This window comes from Pantoea sp. DY-15, from assembly GCF_019795935.1.
In the GTDB taxonomy this organism is placed as follows: Bacteria; Pseudomonadota; Gammaproteobacteria; order Enterobacterales; family Enterobacteriaceae; genus Pantoea; species Pantoea leporis.
Genome location: NZ_JAIMIF010000003.1, coordinates 292,656 through 310,587 on the forward strand (window position 1 = coordinate 292,656; position 17,932 = coordinate 310,587).

The window sequence follows — 17,932 nt, forward strand, 5'->3', positions numbered from 1 at the left end:
ATGATAGCAAAAGCCCCCAGGAAATCCACGGGGGCTGCGGCCTTTCCGGATAATAAAATCAGGCGGCGGGATCGGGAAGGTTCGCGCTGCGCGGCTTACGCAGCGGGGTTTTCAGCCGTTGCGCCAGAATAACGCCGACTAACGTCATGCCGCCGCCAATCCAGTGATAGCCATGCAGCTGCTCATGCAGGAACATTACGGCAATAATGGCCGTAAATGCCGGCACGAAGTTCATAAAAATGCTGGTGGTGCTGGCGCCCAGACGCTGTACGCCAAGGATCCACAGGAACGGCGCGATGATCGACGCAAACAGCCCGGCATACAGCACCAGCGGCAGATTGTGCCCGTTGAGCGTGACATCCGGCGCGCGCAGGAAGCCAGGCAGCAACAGCAGCACGCCAAAGAAAATCTGCACATACAGGCTTTGCCAGGTCGGCAGCGGAATCGCCCAGCGCTTGGTCAGCACGCCGTACAAGGCGTACGAGGTCGATGCTGCCAGCATCATCAATTCGCCATTGCCGAGCCGTTGATTCAGCAGCTGCGCCGGATTGCCTTCGCTCACCAGCCATACCAAACCGGCGAACGACAGCACGCCGCCAATCAGAATGCCGCGCGTCGGCGCGAGGCGCAGCACAACCAGACTGAGCAGGATGGTCAGCAGCGGAATGGTCGCGCCGAGAATTCCCATCATCACCGCAGAAACGCTGTGCGCCGCGTAATAGGCGAGGCTTTGATACAGCACCATGCCAAGCAGACCAAGGAACAGCAATCGCCAGCCGTTAGCTTTAATGGTGTGACGATGGCGCCACACGCCCGGCAGGCAAAACGGTGCCAGCACCACCAGCGCCAGCAGCCAGCGATAAAAGGAGATCGCCGCAGGATCGATGCTTCCCGCCGAGAGTTTGCTGACGATAGTGTTGATCGACCAGATCAGCACCGAGATCAGCGGAAACAGTAAATTCATAATACAGCTCCTCAGATAATCGCGAATAGTTTACGTTTGACCGGTTTAAAGCAGATAGTTAAAATCGGACAATATTTGTTAGTGACCGGACAGAATGAATCTACAAGTCGAATACCAGCCGCCGATTGATGCGCCCTTGCTGCGCTTCTTCATGCGTTACGACGAGGTCAACGCCAAAACCGAATACCTCACGCATGCGCATGATTGGGGTCAGGTGATTTTCGTCACCAGCCACGTGCTGGAGATGGAAGTGGAGGGCGAACGTCTGCTGACGCCTGCGGATATTCCGATCTGGATCCCGGCCGGTCATCGTCACAGTAGCTACAACCACAACGATGCGCGCTTTCGCACCTTTAATCTTGCCGCCGATCTCTGCGCGGGCCTGCCGGATAAAGCCTGTTTATTGCATGTCGATGCCATTGGGCACGCCATCATGAATGATTTTGCCCGCCGTGAACTGGAGCAGCCGCAGACGCAAGCCGACTGGCGCATGTGTGAAGTGTTGATCGACCGCCTGCGTCTGGCGCCGGTGCATAACAGTTATTTGCCGATGTCAGATGACAAATTCCTCGCGCCGATTCTGCGTGCGCTCGAAGCGCATCCCGGCGATAACACCACGCTGGCACAATGGGCGAAGCGCGTGTTCACCACCGAGCGTACGCTAGCGCGACGCTGTCAGCAGCAGTTGAATATGTCATTCAGCGAATGGCGGCAGCGTTTACGCTTTCTGCGCGCTATCGCGCTGCTGGAGCAGGGCTGCAGCGTGCAGGGCATCGCTCACGAGTTGGGTTACAGCTCTGCGTCGGCGCTGATAGTGATGTTCCAGCAGCAGGCCGGTACCACGCCCGATCGCTATCGTAGTCGGTTAGGTTAATCCCCGGCTTTATGGCAAAATACGCGCCTCAAATTTTTGCAGACAGGACCGCCGCAGTGAAAATTCTCGTCGATGAAAATATGCCTTATGCCCGTGAACTGTTCAGCCGCACCGGCGATGTTGTGGCGGTGCCGGGACGTCCATTGCCGGAAGCCGAGTTGCAAGATGCCGATGGCCTGATGGTGCGTTCCGTCACCAAAGTGAATGCGGCGCTGCTGGCCGGTACGCCGGTGAAGTTTGTCGGCACCGCGACCGCCGGCACCGATCATATTGATGATGCATCGCTGGCGGCGGCGGGCATCAGCTTCTCTGCGGCGCCAGGCTGTAATGCGATTGCGGTGGTGGAGTATGTGTTCTCCTCGCTGCTGCTGCTGGCGGAGCGCGATGGTTTTGCATTGCGCGATCGCACCGTGGGCATTGTTGGCGTGGGTAATGTTGGCGGCCGCCTGCAGAAGCGTCTGCAAGCCTGGGGCGTGAAAACGCTGCTGTGCGATCCACCGCGCGCCGATCGTGGCGATCAGGAAACCTTCCATTCGCTGGATGATCTGGTGGCGCAGGCCGATATCCTGACCTTCCACACGCCGCTGTTTAAAGATGGCCCGTATAAAAGCTGGCATCTGGCCGATGCGGCGCTGCTGATGGCGCTCAAACCTAATACCATTCTGATCAACGCCTGCCGCGGTGCGGTGGTGGATAACGCGGCGCTGCTGGAAGTGCTGAAGATGCGCCACGATCTCAGCGTGGTATTGGATGTGTGGGAGCCGGAGCCGGATTTGTCGCTCGATCTGCTGGATAAAGTGGATATCGCCACCGCGCATATCGCTGGCTACACGCTGGAAGGTAAAGCGCGCGGCACCACACAAGTATTTGAAGCCTGGTGCGACTTTATCGGCCAGCCGCAACAGGTAGCGTTGGAAAGCCTGCTGCCGGCACCTGAATTTGGTTCTATCACCCTGCGCGGCAAGCTCGATCAGCCAACGCTAAAACGCTTAGTGCATCTGGTGTATGATGTGCGCCGCGACGATGCGCCACTGCGTAAAGTGGCGGCAAAGCCAGGCGAGTTTGATCGCCTGCGCAAGCAATATCAAGAGCGTCGTGAATGGTCATCGCTGCAGGTGCATTGCGATGATGCGGAGACGGCGGCGATGCTCAATCAACTTGGCTTCCGCGCCAGTTTGTAAAGAAATTTCAATCACCTGCACTATTGCGGGGGATAATTCCTAAATCTCGGGCGATGTTTTCATCGCCTTCTGTTTTTGTGTCAATCTCTGGAGTAACCAACATGTCTGACGGCTGGAATATCGCGCTTTTGGGCGCAACAGGCGCAGTAGGGAACGCTGTACTGGAACTGCTGGCTGAACGCCAGTTCCCGGTTGGTGAGTTGTATTTGCTGGCGAGTGAAAACGGTGCCGGTGAGAACAAACGTTTTGAGGGACGTACCGTGCTGGTGCAGGACGTGGCCGAATTTGACTGGACGCAAGTGCAGCTGGCGTTCTTCACTGCGGGTCGTGAAGCCTCGGCGCGCTATGCCGAAGAAGCCGCCAGCCAGGGTTGTCTGGTGATCGATAGCAGCGATCTGTTCGCGCTCGAACCGGACGTGCCGCTGGTGGTGCCGGATGTGAATCCACAGGTGCTGGCGGATTACCGCAATCGCAACATCATTACCGTTGCTGATAGCCTGGTGAGCCAGCTGCTGTGCTCAATCAAACCGCTGGTGGATCTGGCCGGTCTGAGCCGTTTGCAGGTCACCAACCTGATTGCGGCCTCCAGCCATGGTAAAGCGGCGGTGGATGGCCTGGCCGGTGAAAGTGCGCGTTTGCTGAACGGCGTGCCGGCGGAAACGCACTATTTTGGCCGCCAGTTGGCGTTCAACATTCTGCCGCTGCTGGCTGACAGCAATGGCAGCGTCGAGAGCGAGCGTCGCGTGGTTGACCAGGTGCGTAAAGTGCTGCAGGACGAAGGTTTGCCGATCGCGGTAAGCAGCGTGCAGGCGCCGGTATTCTACGGCAATGCGCAGATCGTACATGTCGAGAATCTGCGTCCGCTTTCCGCTGAAGAAGCGCGCGATGAACTGGGCCGCTCCGGAGATATCAACCTGACTGAAGAGAGCGATTACCCCACGCAGGTGGGCGATGCTTCCGGCAGCGACGTGCTGAGCATTGGCTGCGTGCGCAATGATTACGGCATTCCAGAGCTGCTGCAGTTCTGGTCTGTGGCAGACAACATCCGCTTCGGCGGTGCACTGATGGCGGTAAAAACTGCTGAGAAACTGGTGCAGGAGTATTTCTATTAATGTTGCCTGAAGGGAAGACGCTTAAGCTGGCGTTGGGTATTGAATACGATGGCAGCCGTTATTACGGCTGGCAGCGGCAAAATGAAGTGCGCAGCGTGCAGGAAAAGCTGGAAAAGGCGCTGTCGAAGGTGGCCGATCATCCGGTGGTGGTGTTCTGCGCGGGCCGCACTGATGCTGGCGTGCACGGCACCGGACAAGTGGTGCATTTCGAAACCACCTCGCCGCGTGCTGACGCGGCCTGGACGTTAGGCGTGAACGCCAATCTGCCCGATGACATCGCGGTGCGCTGGGTGAAAGCGGTGCCGGACGAGTTTCATGCGCGTTTTAGCGCCACGGCACGCCGCTATCGCTACGTGATTTACAACCATCGGCTGCGTCCGGCGATTCTGGGCAATGGCATTACCCATTATTACCATCCGCTGGATGCAGAGAAGATGCAGCGCGCTGGTCAGGCGCTGATTGGCGAGAATGACTTCACTTCGTTCCGCGCGGTGCAGTGTCAGTCACGCACGCCGTGGCGCAACGTGATGCATCTCAACGTCACGCGTCATGGGCCGTATGTGGTGGTGGATATCAAAGCCAATGCATTTGTGCATCACATGGTGCGTAACATTGTCGGCAGCCTGATGGAAATCGGCACCGGCAACCAGCCGGAAGAGTGGATGGCGACGCTGCTCGCGGCCAAAGATCGTAAGCTGGCGGCGGCGACCGCCAAAGCCGAGGGGCTTTATCTGGTAGCGGTGGATTATCCATCCCACTTTGCATTACCTCAGCCTGCGTTGGGACCGTTGTTCCTCGCGGATTAACCGTTAATTGTTGGGTGTTAGGGGAGTTGTGGTTATATGGATTTCATCCACTTTTTAGTCGATTTTATTCTGCATATTGATGTGCATTTGGCCGAGCTGGTGGCGCAATACGGCATCTGGATTTACGCCATTCTGTTCCTGATTCTGTTCTGTGAAACCGGTTTGGTGGTCACGCCGTTCCTGCCAGGTGATTCCCTGCTGTTTGTTGCCGGTGCGCTGGCGGCCTTGCCGGGGAACGATCTCAACGTACACCTGATGGTAACGCTGTTGGTGATCGCCGCCATCCTCGGTGATGCGGTGAACTACACGATTGGGCGTCTGTTCGGTGAGAAGCTGTTCAGCAACCCGAACTCGAAAATTTTCCGTCGCAGTTACCTGGATAAAACCCACGCGTTCTACGATCGCCACGGCGGCAAGACCATTATACTTGCGCGCTTTGTACCAATCGTGCGAACCTTTGCCCCCTTTGTGGCGGGGATGGGACACATGTCTTATCGCCACTTCGCGCTCTACAATGTGACGGGCGCACTGCTGTGGGTGCTGCTGTTCTCTTACGCCGGTTATCTGTTTGGCGACCTGCCGGTTGTGCAGGAGAACCTGAAGCTGCTGATTGTCGGCATCATCGTGGTTTCTATACTGCCAGGCGTAATTGAAGTGTGGCGTCATCGCCGCCAGCAGAAGTCGCAGTAAGCTCGTTACCAGATTTTTATCCACAGCGTGAACGGGTTGTGGTTTAATGAGCGACATTTACGGCCTGCTGAAGGTGATTTCAGCAGCAATGAGAAGACTGGACCAGGTCAGCATTAAATAGAAAGGTCATCAATGAGCTGGATTGAACGCATACTGAATAAAAGCACTGCCACGCCAACGCGCAAAGCCAGCATCCCGGAAGGGGTGTGGACCAAGTGCGATAGTTGTGGGCAGGTGCTGTACCGCGCCGAGCTGGAGCGTAACCTCGAGGTCTGCCCGAAGTGCGACCATCACATGCGTATGCACGCCCGTGAGCGTCTGCATAGCATGCTGGATGAAGGTTCGCTGGTTGAGCTGGGCAGCGAGCTGGAACCGAAAGATCTACTGAAGTTCCGCGACTCGAAGAAGTATAAAGACCGTTTGGTCGCCGCACAGAAAGACACCGGTGAGAAAGATGCGCTGGTGGCGATGAAAGGCACGCTGCACGGCATGCCAATTGTTGCTGTGGCCTTTGAGTTCTCCTTTATGGGCGGCTCAATGGGTTCAGTGGTTGGCGCGCGCTTTGTGCGTGGCGTTGAGCAGGCGTTGGAAGACAACTGCCCACTGATCTGCTTCTCCGCGTCAGGCGGTGCACGTATGCAGGAAGCGCTGCAGTCGCTGATGCAGATGGCGAAAACCAGTGCGGCACTGGCGAAAATGCAGGAGCGCGGCTTGCCGTATATCTCCGTGCTGACTGACCCAACCATGGGCGGCGTTTCAGCCAGCTTCGCGATGCTGGGCGATCTCAACGTGGCGGAACCGAAAGCGCTGATCGGCTTTGCCGGTCCACGCGTTATCGAGCAGACCGTGCGTGAAAAACTGCCGCCGGGCTTCCAGCGCAGTGAGTTCCTGATCGAGAAAGGCGCGATCGACATGATCATCCGTCGTCCGGAAATGCGCTTTAAGCTGGCAAGCCTGCTGGCGAAAATGATGAACCTGCCAGCGCCGCAGCTGGATGGTGATCAGCCTAATGTGGCTGAGCCGGAGAGCAACGAAGCCTGACAGGCAACGGAATGAGGCAGTAATGTTTCCTTCCTCCAATGCACCGTCTACATTGAATACTTAAGGTTGCATCCAACGTGGTCCGCGACCTTAAGTTACTCGATGTATTGATTTTGAACGGGACACATGGACAAATCTCTTCCTCAAGCCACGTCGCCTTTGGCCACGTGGCTTCATTATCTTGAGCATCTGCATTCGCAGGCCATTGAACTGGGTCTGGATCGTATTCAACGCGTCGCCGCACGCCTCGACCTGCTCAAACCCGCTCCTTTTGTCTTCACCGTCGCCGGTACCAACGGCAAAGGCACCACCTGCCGCACGCTGGAAACGCTATTGATGGCCGCGGGCTATCGCGTGGGCGTTTACAGCTCGCCACATCTGGTGCGTTACACCGAACGTGTACGTGTGCAGGGCGCTGAACTGGATGAAGCGCAGCACAGCGCCAGTTTTGCCGCGATTGAAGCCGGGCGCGGTGACACTTCACTGACCTATTTTGAGTTCGGCACCTTGTCGGCCTTCAATCTGTTCCGCGCGGCGAATCTCGACGTGGTGATCCTTGAAGTCGGCCTGGGCGGACGTCTTGATGCCACCAATATTGTCGATGCCGACGTGGCAGTGATCACCAGCATCGCGCTCGATCACACCGATTGGCTGGGTCCTGATCGTGAAAGTATCGGTCGGGAAAAAGCCGGCGTGTTCCGCGCAGGTAAACCAGCAATTGTCGGTGAAGCCGATATGCCGGGCACCATCGCCGACGTCGCAGCGGAGAAGGGTGCGGTGTTGCTGCAGCGCAATCGCGACTGGCAGTGGCAGCAAACGGGTACCAGCTGGACGTTGCAGGATGCGCACGGCGAGCTGCGCGATTTACCGCTGCCGCAGGTGCCGTTACCCAATGCCGCCACCGCGCTGACCGCGCTGCGTGCGTCGGGTTTAACGGTGAGCGAAGCGATCATTCGTCAGCATCTGCCGCTGGCGATTTTGCCGGGGCGCTTCCAGACCGTCAGCGAAGCGCCGCGCGTGATACTCGATGTGGCGCACAATCCGCATGCCGCTTATTATCTGGCTTCGCGTCTGGCTGAAGAGCCGCGCAGCGGTGAAGTGCATGCGGTGGTTGGCATGCTGCACGACAAAGATATCGCGGGCACGCTGGCGGCGCTGGCACCACAGGTTGATCGTTGGTACTGCGCGCCGCTCGACGGCCCGCGCGGTGCCTCTGCCGATGAGCTGCTGGCTCATCTGGACGGCGGTGTGGCTTACAGCAACGTTGATGCAGCCTGGCAAGCGGCGCGTCAGCAGGCGCGTCCCGAAGATGTGATTCTGGTGTGTGGCTCTTTCCACACCGTAGCGCAGGTTATGGAATCGATGGCAGCGGAGAACGGCAGTGGCAAGTAAGTTCCAAAATCGCTTAGTCGGTACGGTCATTCTGGTGGCGATTGGTGTCATCGTCTTGCCCGGCCTACTGGACGGTAAGAAGAAACATTATAAAGAAGAGTTCGCCGCCATTCCGCTGGTGCCAAAACCGGACGATCAGCAGGATAGCGAAATGGTGCCGCCGGTGACGCAACCTTTACCGGCGCAGCCGCCGGAAGGGGCGGGCGCGGCCCAGAATCAGAACGGTGGTAAAACCGCCACTAACGGCAGCGCGCAGCCCACGCAGAATAGCGAGCCCAGCGTGGTCACGCCGCCGCCGGTGCATCAGCAAGTGCAGCCGAAACCGGTGGAACAGTCGAAGCCAAAAGCGGTCGAGCAGCCGAAACCGAAGCCGGCTGAACAGCCGAAGCCAAAACCGGTGGAGCAAGCTAAGCCGAAGCCCGTCGAGCAGCCGAAACCGGTAGAGCAGTTGAAACCGGTGGAAACGCCGAAGCAGAGCGAACCCGCAGCGCCAGCTGGTCAGGCATTTGTGGTGCAGCTCGGAGCGCTGAAGAATGCGGCGAAAGTGAGCGAGATTGTGGCGCAGCTGCGTCTTTCCGGTTATCGCGCCTTTACCGTGCCGTCTACGCCGGTGCAGGGACAAATCACCCGCATTTACGTCGGTCCGGATGCCAATAAAGCGAAGCTGCAAGGCTCGCTGAGTGAGTTGCAAAGCATCTCCGGCCTCGGTGGCGTGGTGAAACCGTATAGCGCGCGATAACGCGCTGATAAGCCGCGCCAATAGCAGAAAAAGGCGCGGCTTTACAAAATTTTTGTAGCGAAGCGCGACAGGAAAATCATTGAATATCAGTGGATTAAATCACTGATAATACACAGGGCGAGGAAAGTTTTTTTCATCGCCCTTTTTGCGGAAACAGAACCGGAAAACCCTACGCAAACGTTTTCTTTTTCTGTTAGAATGCGCCCCGAACTGGATGCAGGGGTGCGATAGCACTGGGCTGGAAGAGTTCATGATCTGGATTGATTACGTCATTATTGCGGTAGTTGGTTTTTCGGCTCTGGTCAGCCTGATTCGCGGGTTTGTCCGGGAAGCCTTATCTCTCGTTACCTGGGGATGCGCGTTTTTTGTCGCCAGTCATTATTACGCCTACCTTGCAGTCTGGTTTACAGGTTTTGACGACGAACTGGTTCGCAACGGCATCGCTATCGCGGTGTTGTTTGTTGCCACCCTGATTGTGGGTGCCATCGTGAACTATGTGATCGGCTCGCTGGTTGAAAAAACCGGCTTGTCGGGAACCGACAGGGTGTTGGGTGTCTGTTTCGGGGCGTTGCGCGGTGTGCTGATCGTGTCTGCTATGCTGTTCTTTCTCGATACATTCACCGGCTTTTCTAAAAGCCCGGACTGGCAACAGTCGCAACTCATTCCCCAGTTCAGTTACATCATCAGGTGGTTTTTCGATTACCTGAAAAGCACGTCGAGTTTTTTACCCCGGTGACACCATCGGGAGTGCGGCTAATGAGGAAATGACAATATGTGCGGTATTGTTGGTATCACCGGTTTCATGCCAGTAAACCAGTCAATCTATGACGCGTTAACGGTGCTTCAGCACCGCGGGCAGGATGCCGCCGGCATTTGTACCATCGATGCTATTAACTGCTTCCGTTTGCGTAAAGCCAACGGCCTGGTCAGCGATGTGTTCGAAGCGCGCCATATGCAGCGTCTGCAGGGTAACATCGGGATTGGTCATGTGCGCTACCCAACGGCAGGCAGCTCCAGCGCCTCTGAAGCGCAACCTTTCTACGTGAACTCTCCTTACGGCATCACGTTGGCGCATAACGGCAACCTGACTAACGCCCACGAACTGCGTAAACAGCTGTTCGAAACGGGTCGCCGTCACGTTAATACCACCTCAGATTCCGAAATCCTGCTGAATATCTTCGCGCAGGAGCTGGACCGTTTTCAGCACTATCCGCTGGAAGCTGACAACATTTTTGCTGCGGTGGCGGCTGTGCATCAGCAGGTGCGCGGCGCTTACGCAGTGGTTTCAATGATTATCGGACATGGAATGGTCGCCTTCCGCGATCCCAACGGTATTCGTCCGCTGGTGCTGGGCAAGCGCGTTATCGCCGATGGCCGCACCGAATACATGGTGGCGTCAGAGAGCGTCGCGCTGGATACGCTGGGCTTCGAGTTCATTCGTGACGTAGCGCCTGGCGAAGCGGTGTACATCACCGAGCAGGGCCAGCTCTCTACGCGTCAATGCGCTGAGAACCCGAAAACCAATCCGTGCCTGTTCGAATACGTCTACTTCGCGCGTCCGGACTCGTTCCTCGACAAAATCTCGGTGTACAGCGCACGCGTGCGTATGGGCACCAAGTTGGGTAACAAAATTGCCCGCGAGTGGGAAGATCTGGATATCGATGTGGTGATTCCGATTCCGGAAACCTCAACCGATATCGCCCTGGAAATCGCACGCATCCTCGACAAGCCTTATCGTCAGGGCTTCGTGAAGAACCGCTACGTTGGCCGTACCTTTATCATGCCGGGCCAGCAGCAGCGCCGCAGCGCCGTTCGCCGTAAGCTGAACGCCAACCGTGCTGAGTTCCGTGATAAGAATGTGTTGCTGGTGGATGACTCCATCGTACGCGGCACTACGTCTGAGCAGATCATTGAGATGGCACGTGAAGCGGGCGCGAAAAAAGTGTATCTCGCCTCAGCGGCACCGGAAATCCGTTTCCCGAACGTCTATGGCATTGATATGCCGAGCGCTACCGAACTGATTGCGCATGGCCGTGAAGTTAACGAGATCTGCCAGCTGATTAAAGCGGATGCGTTGATTTTCCAGGATCTCAACGACCTGATTGAAGCGGTGCGTGAAGAGAACCCGGATATCGCCAACTTCGAGTGCTCAGTATTTAACGGCATCTACGTCACTAAAGACGTCGATCAACAGTATCTTGAGTATCTGCAGTCGCTGCGTAATGACGATTCCAAAGCCATCGCGCGTCAGACAGAAGTAGAAGGTCTGGAGCTGCACAACGAAGGCTAAGCCAGCGGTTGTGGCAGATTAAAAGCAGGGCGGGCGCAATCCCGCCCTGCTTGTTTTTGTATTTTTGTTCAGCGAGCCGCTATCATTGCCGCAATCTGAACCTGCAAGGCTGAATTATGAAACGACTGATCATTGGTATTTCCGGCGCCAGCGGCGCGATCTACGGCGTGCGCATGTTGCAAGTGCTGCAACCGCTGGCGGAGGTGGAAACCCATTTGGTGATCAGCCCCGCCGCGCGGCAAACGCTGGCGCTGGAGACCGATTTCAGCCTGCGCGAGGTGCAAGCGATGGCCGATGTGGTGCATGACGTGCGCGACATCGCCGCCAGCATCTCATCCGGATCTTACAAGACTCTTGGCATGGCAATCGCGCCGTGCTCGATGAAAACGCTGTCAGGGATCGTGCACAGCTACAGCGATAGCCTGCTGACCCGCGCCGCCGATGTGGTGCTAAAAGAGCAGCGTAAGCTGGTGCTGTGCGTACGTGAAACGCCGCTGCATTTGGGACATCTGCGCATGATGACCACCGCCGCAGAGTTGGGCGCGCTGATCATGCCGCCGGTGCCAGCGTTCTATCATCGTCCGCAATCGATCGGCGATTTAGTCGATCAAACGGTGAATCGTGTGCTCGATCAGTTCGATATTGAGCTGCCAGAAGATCTTTTCACTCGCTGGAGTGGCGCATAATGGTGCATTAATGCACTGCTCGTGTGCAAATTCGCGTGTGCGATCACTCTTCGTGCATCTTGTGCACCAAAAGTTAACAATGTCGCTTTTTCTTCCTCACACCACTGTTATATTTCCCTCACAAACTAAGTGCTTGCGCCGCTAACCGGCGCAGTATTTAGCGCGCTTGCGCAGCGTTTAACCAATTCGCACAACTGGCATGAAACGTGCACATATTACAGCGCAAACCAACACATCACGCACCACATAACAATAAGCACTTCACTTGAGGGTTACCTATGAAAAAGCGAGTTCTGGCTCTTTCTCTGATGCTGACAATGGTAAGTAGCGCGAGCGTCTTCGCCGCTGTGCCGCAGTCGCTGCGCATCGGAACTGACCCGACTTATCCGCCATTCGAATCCAAGAACGCGCAAGGTCAGCTGGTGGGCTTTGATATCGATCTGGCGAACGAAATTTGTAAACGTATCAAGACTAAATGTACTTATGTGGAAAGTGATTTCGATGCGCTGATCCCGTCGCTGAAAGCGAAGAAGATCGACGCCATCATCTCTTCTCTGTCAATTACCGAAAAGCGTCAGGAAGAGATCAATTTCTCTGAAAAACTGTATGCGGCAAACGCGCGCTTAGTGGCACCGAAAGGTTCTACGCTGCAACCGACCATTGAATCCCTGAAAGGGAAAAACATCGGTCTGCTGCAGGGCACCACTCAGGAAACCTATGCAAAAGAGTACTGGCAGCCAAAAGGTGTCACCGTTACGCCTTACGCTAACCAGGATCTGGTGTATCAGGATCTGAATGCCGGTCGTATTGATGCCGCGTTCCAGGACGAAGTGCAGGCGAGCGAAGGTTTCCTGAAGCAGCCTGTTGGCGCTAAATATGCGTTTGCCGGCCCGGCAGTGAAAGACGACAAGATCTTTGGCGTCGGTACCGGTATGGGCTTGCGTAAAGATGATGCCGATCTGAAGGCCGCGATCGATAAAGCTTTTGTTGAGATGCGTAAAGACGGCACTTACGACAAGATTGCTAAGAAGTACTTTGATTTCAACGTGTACGGCGATTAATTATCCTGTTTCCTAATCCTGGTCTGTGAAAGGCAGGAAGGTTGCACATAAGTATTCACTCCGGGCGCTTACCTATGTAAACTGCCCGGCTTCATACGCTTGCCGCCATCCATCCTGCGATTCAAATTCCCTGGTTAGGACTGTCCGTCAGTTGGGCAGCGTTTGTAACTTACCCTCACGACAGGATTGAACCCATGTTGTATGGCTATTCCGAAGTAATTCTCAAGGGCACCCTTGTGACGCTGGAGCTGGCGCTCAGTTCCGTGTTGCTGGCGGTGGTGCTCGGCTTGATTGGCGCTGGCGCCAAACTTTCCCGCAGTCGCCCGCTGGCGATGCTGTTTGAAGGCTACACCACCTTAATCCGCGGTGTGCCCGATTTGGTGTTGATGCTGCTGATCTTCTACGGTCTGCAGATCGCCTTGAATACTCTCACTGATGCGCTGGGACTGGCGCAATTTGATATCGACCCGATGGTCGCCGGTATCATCACGCTCGGCTTTATCTACGGCGCCTACTTCACTGAAACCTTCCGTGGTGCGTTCCTCGCGGTGCCAAAAGGGCAGATCGAAGCGGCAACCGCCTTCGGTTTTACTGGCTCGCAAACCTTCCGTCGCATTCTGTTCCCGGCCATGATGCGCTTTGCGCTGCCGGGCATCGGCAACAACTGGCAGGTTATTCTCAAAGCCACGGCGCTGGTTTCGCTGCTGGGGCTGGAAGATGTGGTGAAAGCCACGCAGCTGGCAGGTAAAAGTACCTGGCAGCCGTTCTACTTCGCCATTGTGGCGGGTGTGATTTATCTGGTGTTTACCACGCTGTCGAATGGCGTGCTGTGGTGGCTTGAACGTCGCTACACGGTGGGTGTGAAAAGGGCAGAGCTATGATTGAGATTATTCAGGAGTATTGGAAACAGCTGCTCTGGACCGATGGTTACCGTTTTACCGGCATCGCGATTACGCTGTGGTTATTGATCATCTCGGTGGTGATTGGCGGTTCGCTCGCGGTGCTGCTGGCGATTGCGCGCGTCTCCTCTAACCGCTTTATCTCCACGCCGGTTTGGCTGTTCACCTATGTGTTTCGCGGCACGCCGCTGTATGTGCAGCTGCTGGTGTTCTACTCCGGCATGTACACGCTGGAAGTGGTGAAGGGCACCGAGTTGCTGAACGCCTTCTTCCGCAGTGGATTGAACTGTACGCTGCTGGCGTTCACGCTGAACACCTGCGCCTATACCACCGAAATCTTTGCCGGTGCGATTCGTTCGGTGCCGCACGGTGAAATCGAAGCGGCGCGCGCCTATGGCTTCTCACCGTTTAAATTGTATCGCTGCATCATTCTGCCTTCAGCACTGCGCACCGCGCTGCCGGCGTACAGCAATGAAGTGATCCTGATGCTGCACTCCACCGCGCTGGCGTTTACCGCGACGGTGCCGGATCTGTTAAAAATCGCGCGCGATATCAACTCGGCCACCTATCAGCCGTTTACCGCGTTTGGCATCGCTGCGGTGCTGTATCTGATAATCTCTTACGGGCTGATTAGCTTGTTCCGCAAAGCTGAACAACGCTTCCTGGCGCACGTAAAACCTTCTTCATCGCATTGAGTATCACTATGGCTGACAATAAATTAAGCGTTACCGAACTGCACAAACGTTACGGTGAACATGAAGTTCTGAAAGGCGTATCGCTGCAGGCGAATGCCGGCGATGTGATCAGCATTATTGGCTCGTCCGGTTCCGGGAAAAGTACCTTCTTGCGCTGCATTAACTTCCTCGAGAAACCGAGCGAAGGCACCATTGCGGTCAACAACCAGCAGATCAATCTGGTGCGCGACACCGATGGTCAACTGAAAGTCGCGAACAAAGAGCAGCTGCGTATGCTGCGCACGCGCCTGACCATGGTGTTTCAGCACTTCAACCTGTGGAGCCACATGACGGTGCTGGACAACGTCACCGAAGCGCCGATTCAGGTGCTGGGGCTGAGCAAGGCGGAAGCGCGTGAGCGTGCGATCAAGTATCTGGATAAAGTCGGCATTGATGCGCGTGCGCGTGCCAAATATCCGGTGCACCTTTCCGGTGGTCAGCAGCAGCGCGTGTCGATTGCGCGGGCGTTGGCGATGGAGCCCGAAGTGTTACTGTTTGACGAACCCACTTCTGCGCTCGATCCGGAACTGGTCGGCGAAGTGCTGCGTATCATGCAGAAACTGGCGGAAGAGGGTAAAACCATGGTGGTGGTGACGCATGAGATGGAGTTTGCTCGTCACGTCTCTAATCATGTGATCTTCCTGCATCAGGGCAAAATTGAAGAGCAGGGCACGCCGGATGAGCTGTTCGGCAATCCAAAAAGCCCACGTTTGCAGCAGTTTTTGAAGGGATCGTTGAAGTAGATTTTGTGCCCGCTGTCCCCCATCCAGGCCATTCCTCGCTGTCCCCCTCCTCGGTCCTCCCCCAAAATTGGGGGAGGAAGATGCTGCTATATGTGGGTGTTGAAGTGGCATTTGGCAGCATCTCCTTACCCCGCGGGCGGGGGAAGGCCGGGATGGGGGACAGCAAGCACCCTCTACCCCCGCAACAACTTCAGCGCCGTATCCTCATCGGTCACCAGACCTGACACCCAGCCGCCCTGCAACGCCGCGCGAATCGCCGGATATTTACGCTCGCTGCCGGCAAAGCCAATAATCTGGCGTTGCGTCTGGCTCTCCAGCAACACGCTGGTGAGCAGTTCATCGGTTTCACCCCACACGCGTTCACCTTGCTGATTGAAAAAGTGCCCGAGCATTTCGCCCACTACGCCGCGCGCGTTGAGCGCAGCCACTTGCGCATCGGTGATAAAGCCTTCGGCATGCAGCGGGCAGCCGGGCTGCACTTCGCCGATGCCAACGAAGGCCACATTCGCCTGTAAGGCGCGTAACGTCACGCGCTGATAAACCTGATGCTGAATCCACATCTCTTTATCTTCGGGCGTATCCGCATACAGCGGCGCAGGAATGAAGAAATACTTGCCCTGCATCTTCTCCGCCATCTTCAGCGGCACGTCGTAGCGCGTACCCGAGTCGTCCCGCGCAATCGCGCCAATCATCGAAACGCACTGATGCTGCGGTCGCTCAACCCAGGGCAGCGCATCAATCATCGAGCGCAGCGTCTTACCGGAACCAATGCCAAATACCTGCGGCTGCTCCTCGCTGATGTATTGCGCCATCACCGCCGCGCCTTCCACTGCCAGCATCTGCTGAATAGCGTCATCATCCAGATTGGCGGATGGCACCACACGGCACAGTTGCAGGCCAAATTTATCCTGAACGTCGCGCGCCAGATGCAAGCAATGGGTAACCGGATGATCAATCTTTACGCTCACCATGCCCATTTCACGTGCGCTGGAGACCAATCGCTGCGCCACCTGACGTGACAATCCTAATGCGCGCGCAATCTCTTGCTGCGTCACGCCCGCCACGTAATACATCCAGGCCGCACGTGCTGCCAGTTCTTGTTTTTTCTCTTCTCTGCTCATCGCGCTGTTCCGTCAAAACCGGTGCGCCATGTTAACGCGAGATGCCGATGAAGTGTTAACTGAGCAAAAGCCCTAAAAAAGAGCAAAAGTATTAATTGTGATTGAGCTCGCAGAACAAGGCTGCTCGCTCGCACTATGCTACGCCTCATCGGGCAAATGCCCTTAATCGTGGCAAATGTTTATTTTGAGGCGACTATGACCAATCAATCAGTGTGGATGCATATCGGCGCAGGATCTTTTCACCGCGCTCATCAGGCGTGGTATCTGCATAAACTACGCGAGCAGGGCGATGACAGCTGGAGCATTGCCCTCGGCAATATCCGCAATGATGCCGCGCCGTTGCTAAAGCAACTCGCTGCGCAAGAGGGCGAATATGTGCTGGAAACCGTTACACCCGATGGCGAACGCGCCTACGAAACCATCACGTCACTGCGCAAAATCTTGCCGTGGGATAGCAACATCAGCGCGCTGGTGGAGCAGGGAGCGAAAAGTGAAACCCGCGTGATAGGTTTTACCGTCACCGAAGCCGGTTACTATTTGACACCGGAATTCGAACTGGATCTGACGCAGCCGGATGTGCAGGCCGATGTGAAAGGCGACATCCGCACGATTTATGGCGCGCTGGCACGCATCCTCACGCAGCGCGTGGCCAACGGTGGCGCGCCCGTTACGCTGCTCAACTGCGATAACCTGCGCCACAACGGCGAACGTTTCCGTCACGGCTTCCTCGCGTTTCTTACCGCCAAAGGTGACAACGCCTTAGCGAATTGGGTGCGCGAAAATACCACCTCGCCCAACACCATGGTGGATCGCATAACGCCGCGTCCAACGCCGGATGTGGCTGAGCGCGTTAAAGCCGCTACGGGTAAAGAGGATGGTGCATCGGTGATGGCCGAATCCTTTATTCAATGGGTGATTGAAGATGACTTCATTGCCGGTCGGCCGGCGCTGGAGAAGGTTGGCGTTGAGCTGGTGGAATCGGTATTGCCGTGGGAAGAGGCGAAAATCCGCATCCTTAACGCCACGCATGCGGCGATTGCCTGGGCAGGCACGCTGATTGGCCTCAATTACATTGATGACAGCACGCGTCAGCCGGCGATTTACCAACTGGCCTATGACTACGTGACCCAGGATGTGATGCCATCGCTGTCGCCGAGCCCGCTGGATTTGGCCGATTATCGCGATGTGGTACTGGCGCGTTTTAGCAATCCCTACATTAAAGACACCAATCAACGTGTTGGCGCGGACGGTTTGTCGAAAATCCCCGGCATGGTGACGCCAACACTGCGCGAATGCTACCAGCGTGGCGCAGAACCGGCGGCCACTGCCGTGCTGCCTGCACTGTTCTTCCTGTTCCTGCAACGCTGGGCCAGTGATGATTTGCCTTACACCTATCAGGATGGCGTGCTGCAAGCCGATGCTCTGCGCCAGCAGTTTAGCCGCTCCGATGCACTGAACGCTTTCCTCAGCGATAGCGCGCTATTTGGCGAACTGGCACAGGACAAGGCGTTTCATGCGCTGGTGACGCGCAGCGTGGCGGATCTGCAACTGTGGCTGAAACAGCCAGAACGCATGCTGGCTGCGGTGTAAGGAGCGCGT

The 17,932-nt window shown here is 56.3% G+C and carries 18 protein-coding genes; 16 read left to right on the plus strand and 2 right to left on the minus strand.

Annotated elements, in window-relative coordinates; genetic code table 11:
* Positions 1 to 58: 58 nt before the first annotated feature.
* Positions 59 to 964, minus strand: coding sequence for a DMT family transporter (locus K5Y32_RS14000; RefSeq protein ID WP_222184616.1), 906 nt, complete (start codon positions 962 to 964; stop codon positions 59 to 61).
* 94 nt (positions 965 to 1,058) lie between these two features.
* On the opposite strand from K5Y32_RS14000, the gene K5Y32_RS14005 reads away from it, so the two are divergent.
* The 15 genes from K5Y32_RS14005 to hisP all read left to right on the plus strand — a co-directional run bounded on the left by K5Y32_RS14005 (position 1,059) and on the right by hisP (position 15,212).
* The gene (locus tag K5Y32_RS14005) at positions 1,059 to 1,838 is read left to right on the plus strand and encodes a helix-turn-helix domain-containing protein (protein ID WP_008101234.1); all 780 of its coding nucleotides are present in this window, start codon (positions 1,059 to 1,061) and stop codon (positions 1,836 to 1,838) included.
* Positions 1,839 to 1,894: 56 nt separating this feature from the next.
* On the plus strand, positions 1,895 to 3,019 hold the full coding sequence (gene pdxB, locus K5Y32_RS14010) for a 4-phosphoerythronate dehydrogenase PdxB (RefSeq protein WP_222184617.1): 1,125 nt from the start codon (positions 1,895 to 1,897) through the stop codon (positions 3,017 to 3,019).
* 101 nt (positions 3,020 to 3,120) lie between these two features.
* Positions 3,121 to 4,131 (plus strand): aspartate-semialdehyde dehydrogenase, encoded by a 1,011-nt coding sequence (locus K5Y32_RS14015; RefSeq protein ID WP_222184619.1) that lies wholly within the window; start codon positions 3,121 to 3,123, stop codon positions 4,129 to 4,131.
* Positions 4,131 to 4,937: a tRNA pseudouridine(38-40) synthase TruA gene (truA, locus tag K5Y32_RS14020; protein ID WP_101763635.1), complete on the plus strand. Its 807-nt coding sequence runs from the start codon at positions 4,131 to 4,133 to the stop codon at positions 4,935 to 4,937. The genes K5Y32_RS14015 and truA overlap by 1 nt, the downstream gene beginning before the upstream one ends.
* Before the next feature lie 36 nt (positions 4,938 to 4,973).
* Positions 4,974 to 5,627 carry a DedA family protein gene (locus tag K5Y32_RS14025; RefSeq protein WP_101763636.1) on the plus strand — a complete coding sequence of 218 codons (654 nt, stop codon included), beginning with the start codon at positions 4,974 to 4,976 and terminating at the stop codon, positions 5,625 to 5,627.
* Positions 5,628 to 5,759: 132 nt separating this feature from the next.
* Positions 5,760 to 6,668, plus strand: a complete 909-nt coding sequence (gene accD, locus K5Y32_RS14030) for an acetyl-CoA carboxylase, carboxyltransferase subunit beta (protein ID WP_008105205.1) — start codon at positions 5,760 to 5,762, stop codon at positions 6,666 to 6,668.
* Positions 6,669 to 6,794: 126 nt separating this feature from the next.
* Positions 6,795 to 8,060: a bifunctional tetrahydrofolate synthase/dihydrofolate synthase gene (gene folC / locus K5Y32_RS14035; RefSeq protein ID WP_222184621.1), complete on the plus strand. Its 1,266-nt coding sequence runs from the start codon at positions 6,795 to 6,797 to the stop codon at positions 8,058 to 8,060.
* Positions 8,050 to 8,799 (plus strand): cell division protein DedD, encoded by a 750-nt coding sequence (gene dedD, locus K5Y32_RS14040; RefSeq protein WP_222184623.1) that lies wholly within the window; start codon positions 8,050 to 8,052, stop codon positions 8,797 to 8,799. The genes folC and dedD overlap by 11 nt, the downstream gene beginning before the upstream one ends.
* A 250-nt stretch (positions 8,800 to 9,049) precedes the next feature.
* A complete protein-coding gene (cvpA, locus tag K5Y32_RS14045) occupies positions 9,050 to 9,535 on the plus strand; it encodes a colicin V production protein (protein WP_064739347.1) in 486 nt (161 codons plus the stop codon).
* Positions 9,536 to 9,571: 36 nt separating this feature from the next.
* A complete protein-coding gene (purF, locus tag K5Y32_RS14050; RefSeq protein ID WP_101763639.1) occupies positions 9,572 to 11,089 on the plus strand; it encodes an amidophosphoribosyltransferase in 1,518 nt (505 codons plus the stop codon).
* A 116-nt stretch (positions 11,090 to 11,205) separates the two neighbouring features.
* A complete protein-coding gene (locus K5Y32_RS14055; protein ID WP_061717852.1) occupies positions 11,206 to 11,775 on the plus strand; it encodes a UbiX family flavin prenyltransferase in 570 nt (189 codons plus the stop codon).
* A 278-nt stretch (positions 11,776 to 12,053) separates the two neighbouring features.
* Entirely contained in the window at positions 12,054 to 12,836 is a 783-nt protein-coding gene (argT, locus tag K5Y32_RS14060) for a lysine/arginine/ornithine ABC transporter substrate-binding protein ArgT (RefSeq protein WP_101763640.1), read from the plus strand.
* Positions 12,837 to 13,030: 194 nt separating this feature from the next.
* Positions 13,031 to 13,717, plus strand: coding sequence for a histidine ABC transporter permease HisQ (locus K5Y32_RS14065; protein WP_008105192.1), 687 nt, complete (start codon positions 13,031 to 13,033; stop codon positions 13,715 to 13,717).
* The gene (locus K5Y32_RS14070; protein WP_008105190.1) at positions 13,714 to 14,430 is read left to right on the plus strand and encodes an ABC transporter permease; all 717 of its coding nucleotides are present in this window, start codon (positions 13,714 to 13,716) and stop codon (positions 14,428 to 14,430) included. Before K5Y32_RS14065 ends, K5Y32_RS14070 begins: the two co-directional genes overlap by 4 nt.
* Before the next feature lie 8 nt (positions 14,431 to 14,438).
* The gene (gene hisP / locus K5Y32_RS14075; RefSeq protein WP_101763641.1) at positions 14,439 to 15,212 is read left to right on the plus strand and encodes a histidine ABC transporter ATP-binding protein HisP; all 774 of its coding nucleotides are present in this window, start codon (positions 14,439 to 14,441) and stop codon (positions 15,210 to 15,212) included.
* Between the two features lie 173 nt (positions 15,213 to 15,385).
* Here hisP and K5Y32_RS14080 read toward each other — a convergent pair whose 3' ends face one another.
* Entirely contained in the window at positions 15,386 to 16,333 is a 948-nt protein-coding gene (locus tag K5Y32_RS14080) for a sugar-binding transcriptional regulator (protein ID WP_101763642.1), read from the minus strand.
* Positions 16,334 to 16,528: 195 nt separating this feature from the next.
* Between K5Y32_RS14080 and dalD the strand changes: the two genes are divergently transcribed.
* The gene (gene dalD / locus K5Y32_RS14085; protein ID WP_222184625.1) at positions 16,529 to 17,923 is read left to right on the plus strand and encodes a D-arabinitol 4-dehydrogenase; all 1,395 of its coding nucleotides are present in this window, start codon (positions 16,529 to 16,531) and stop codon (positions 17,921 to 17,923) included.
* Positions 17,924 to 17,932 lie beyond the last annotated feature (9 nt).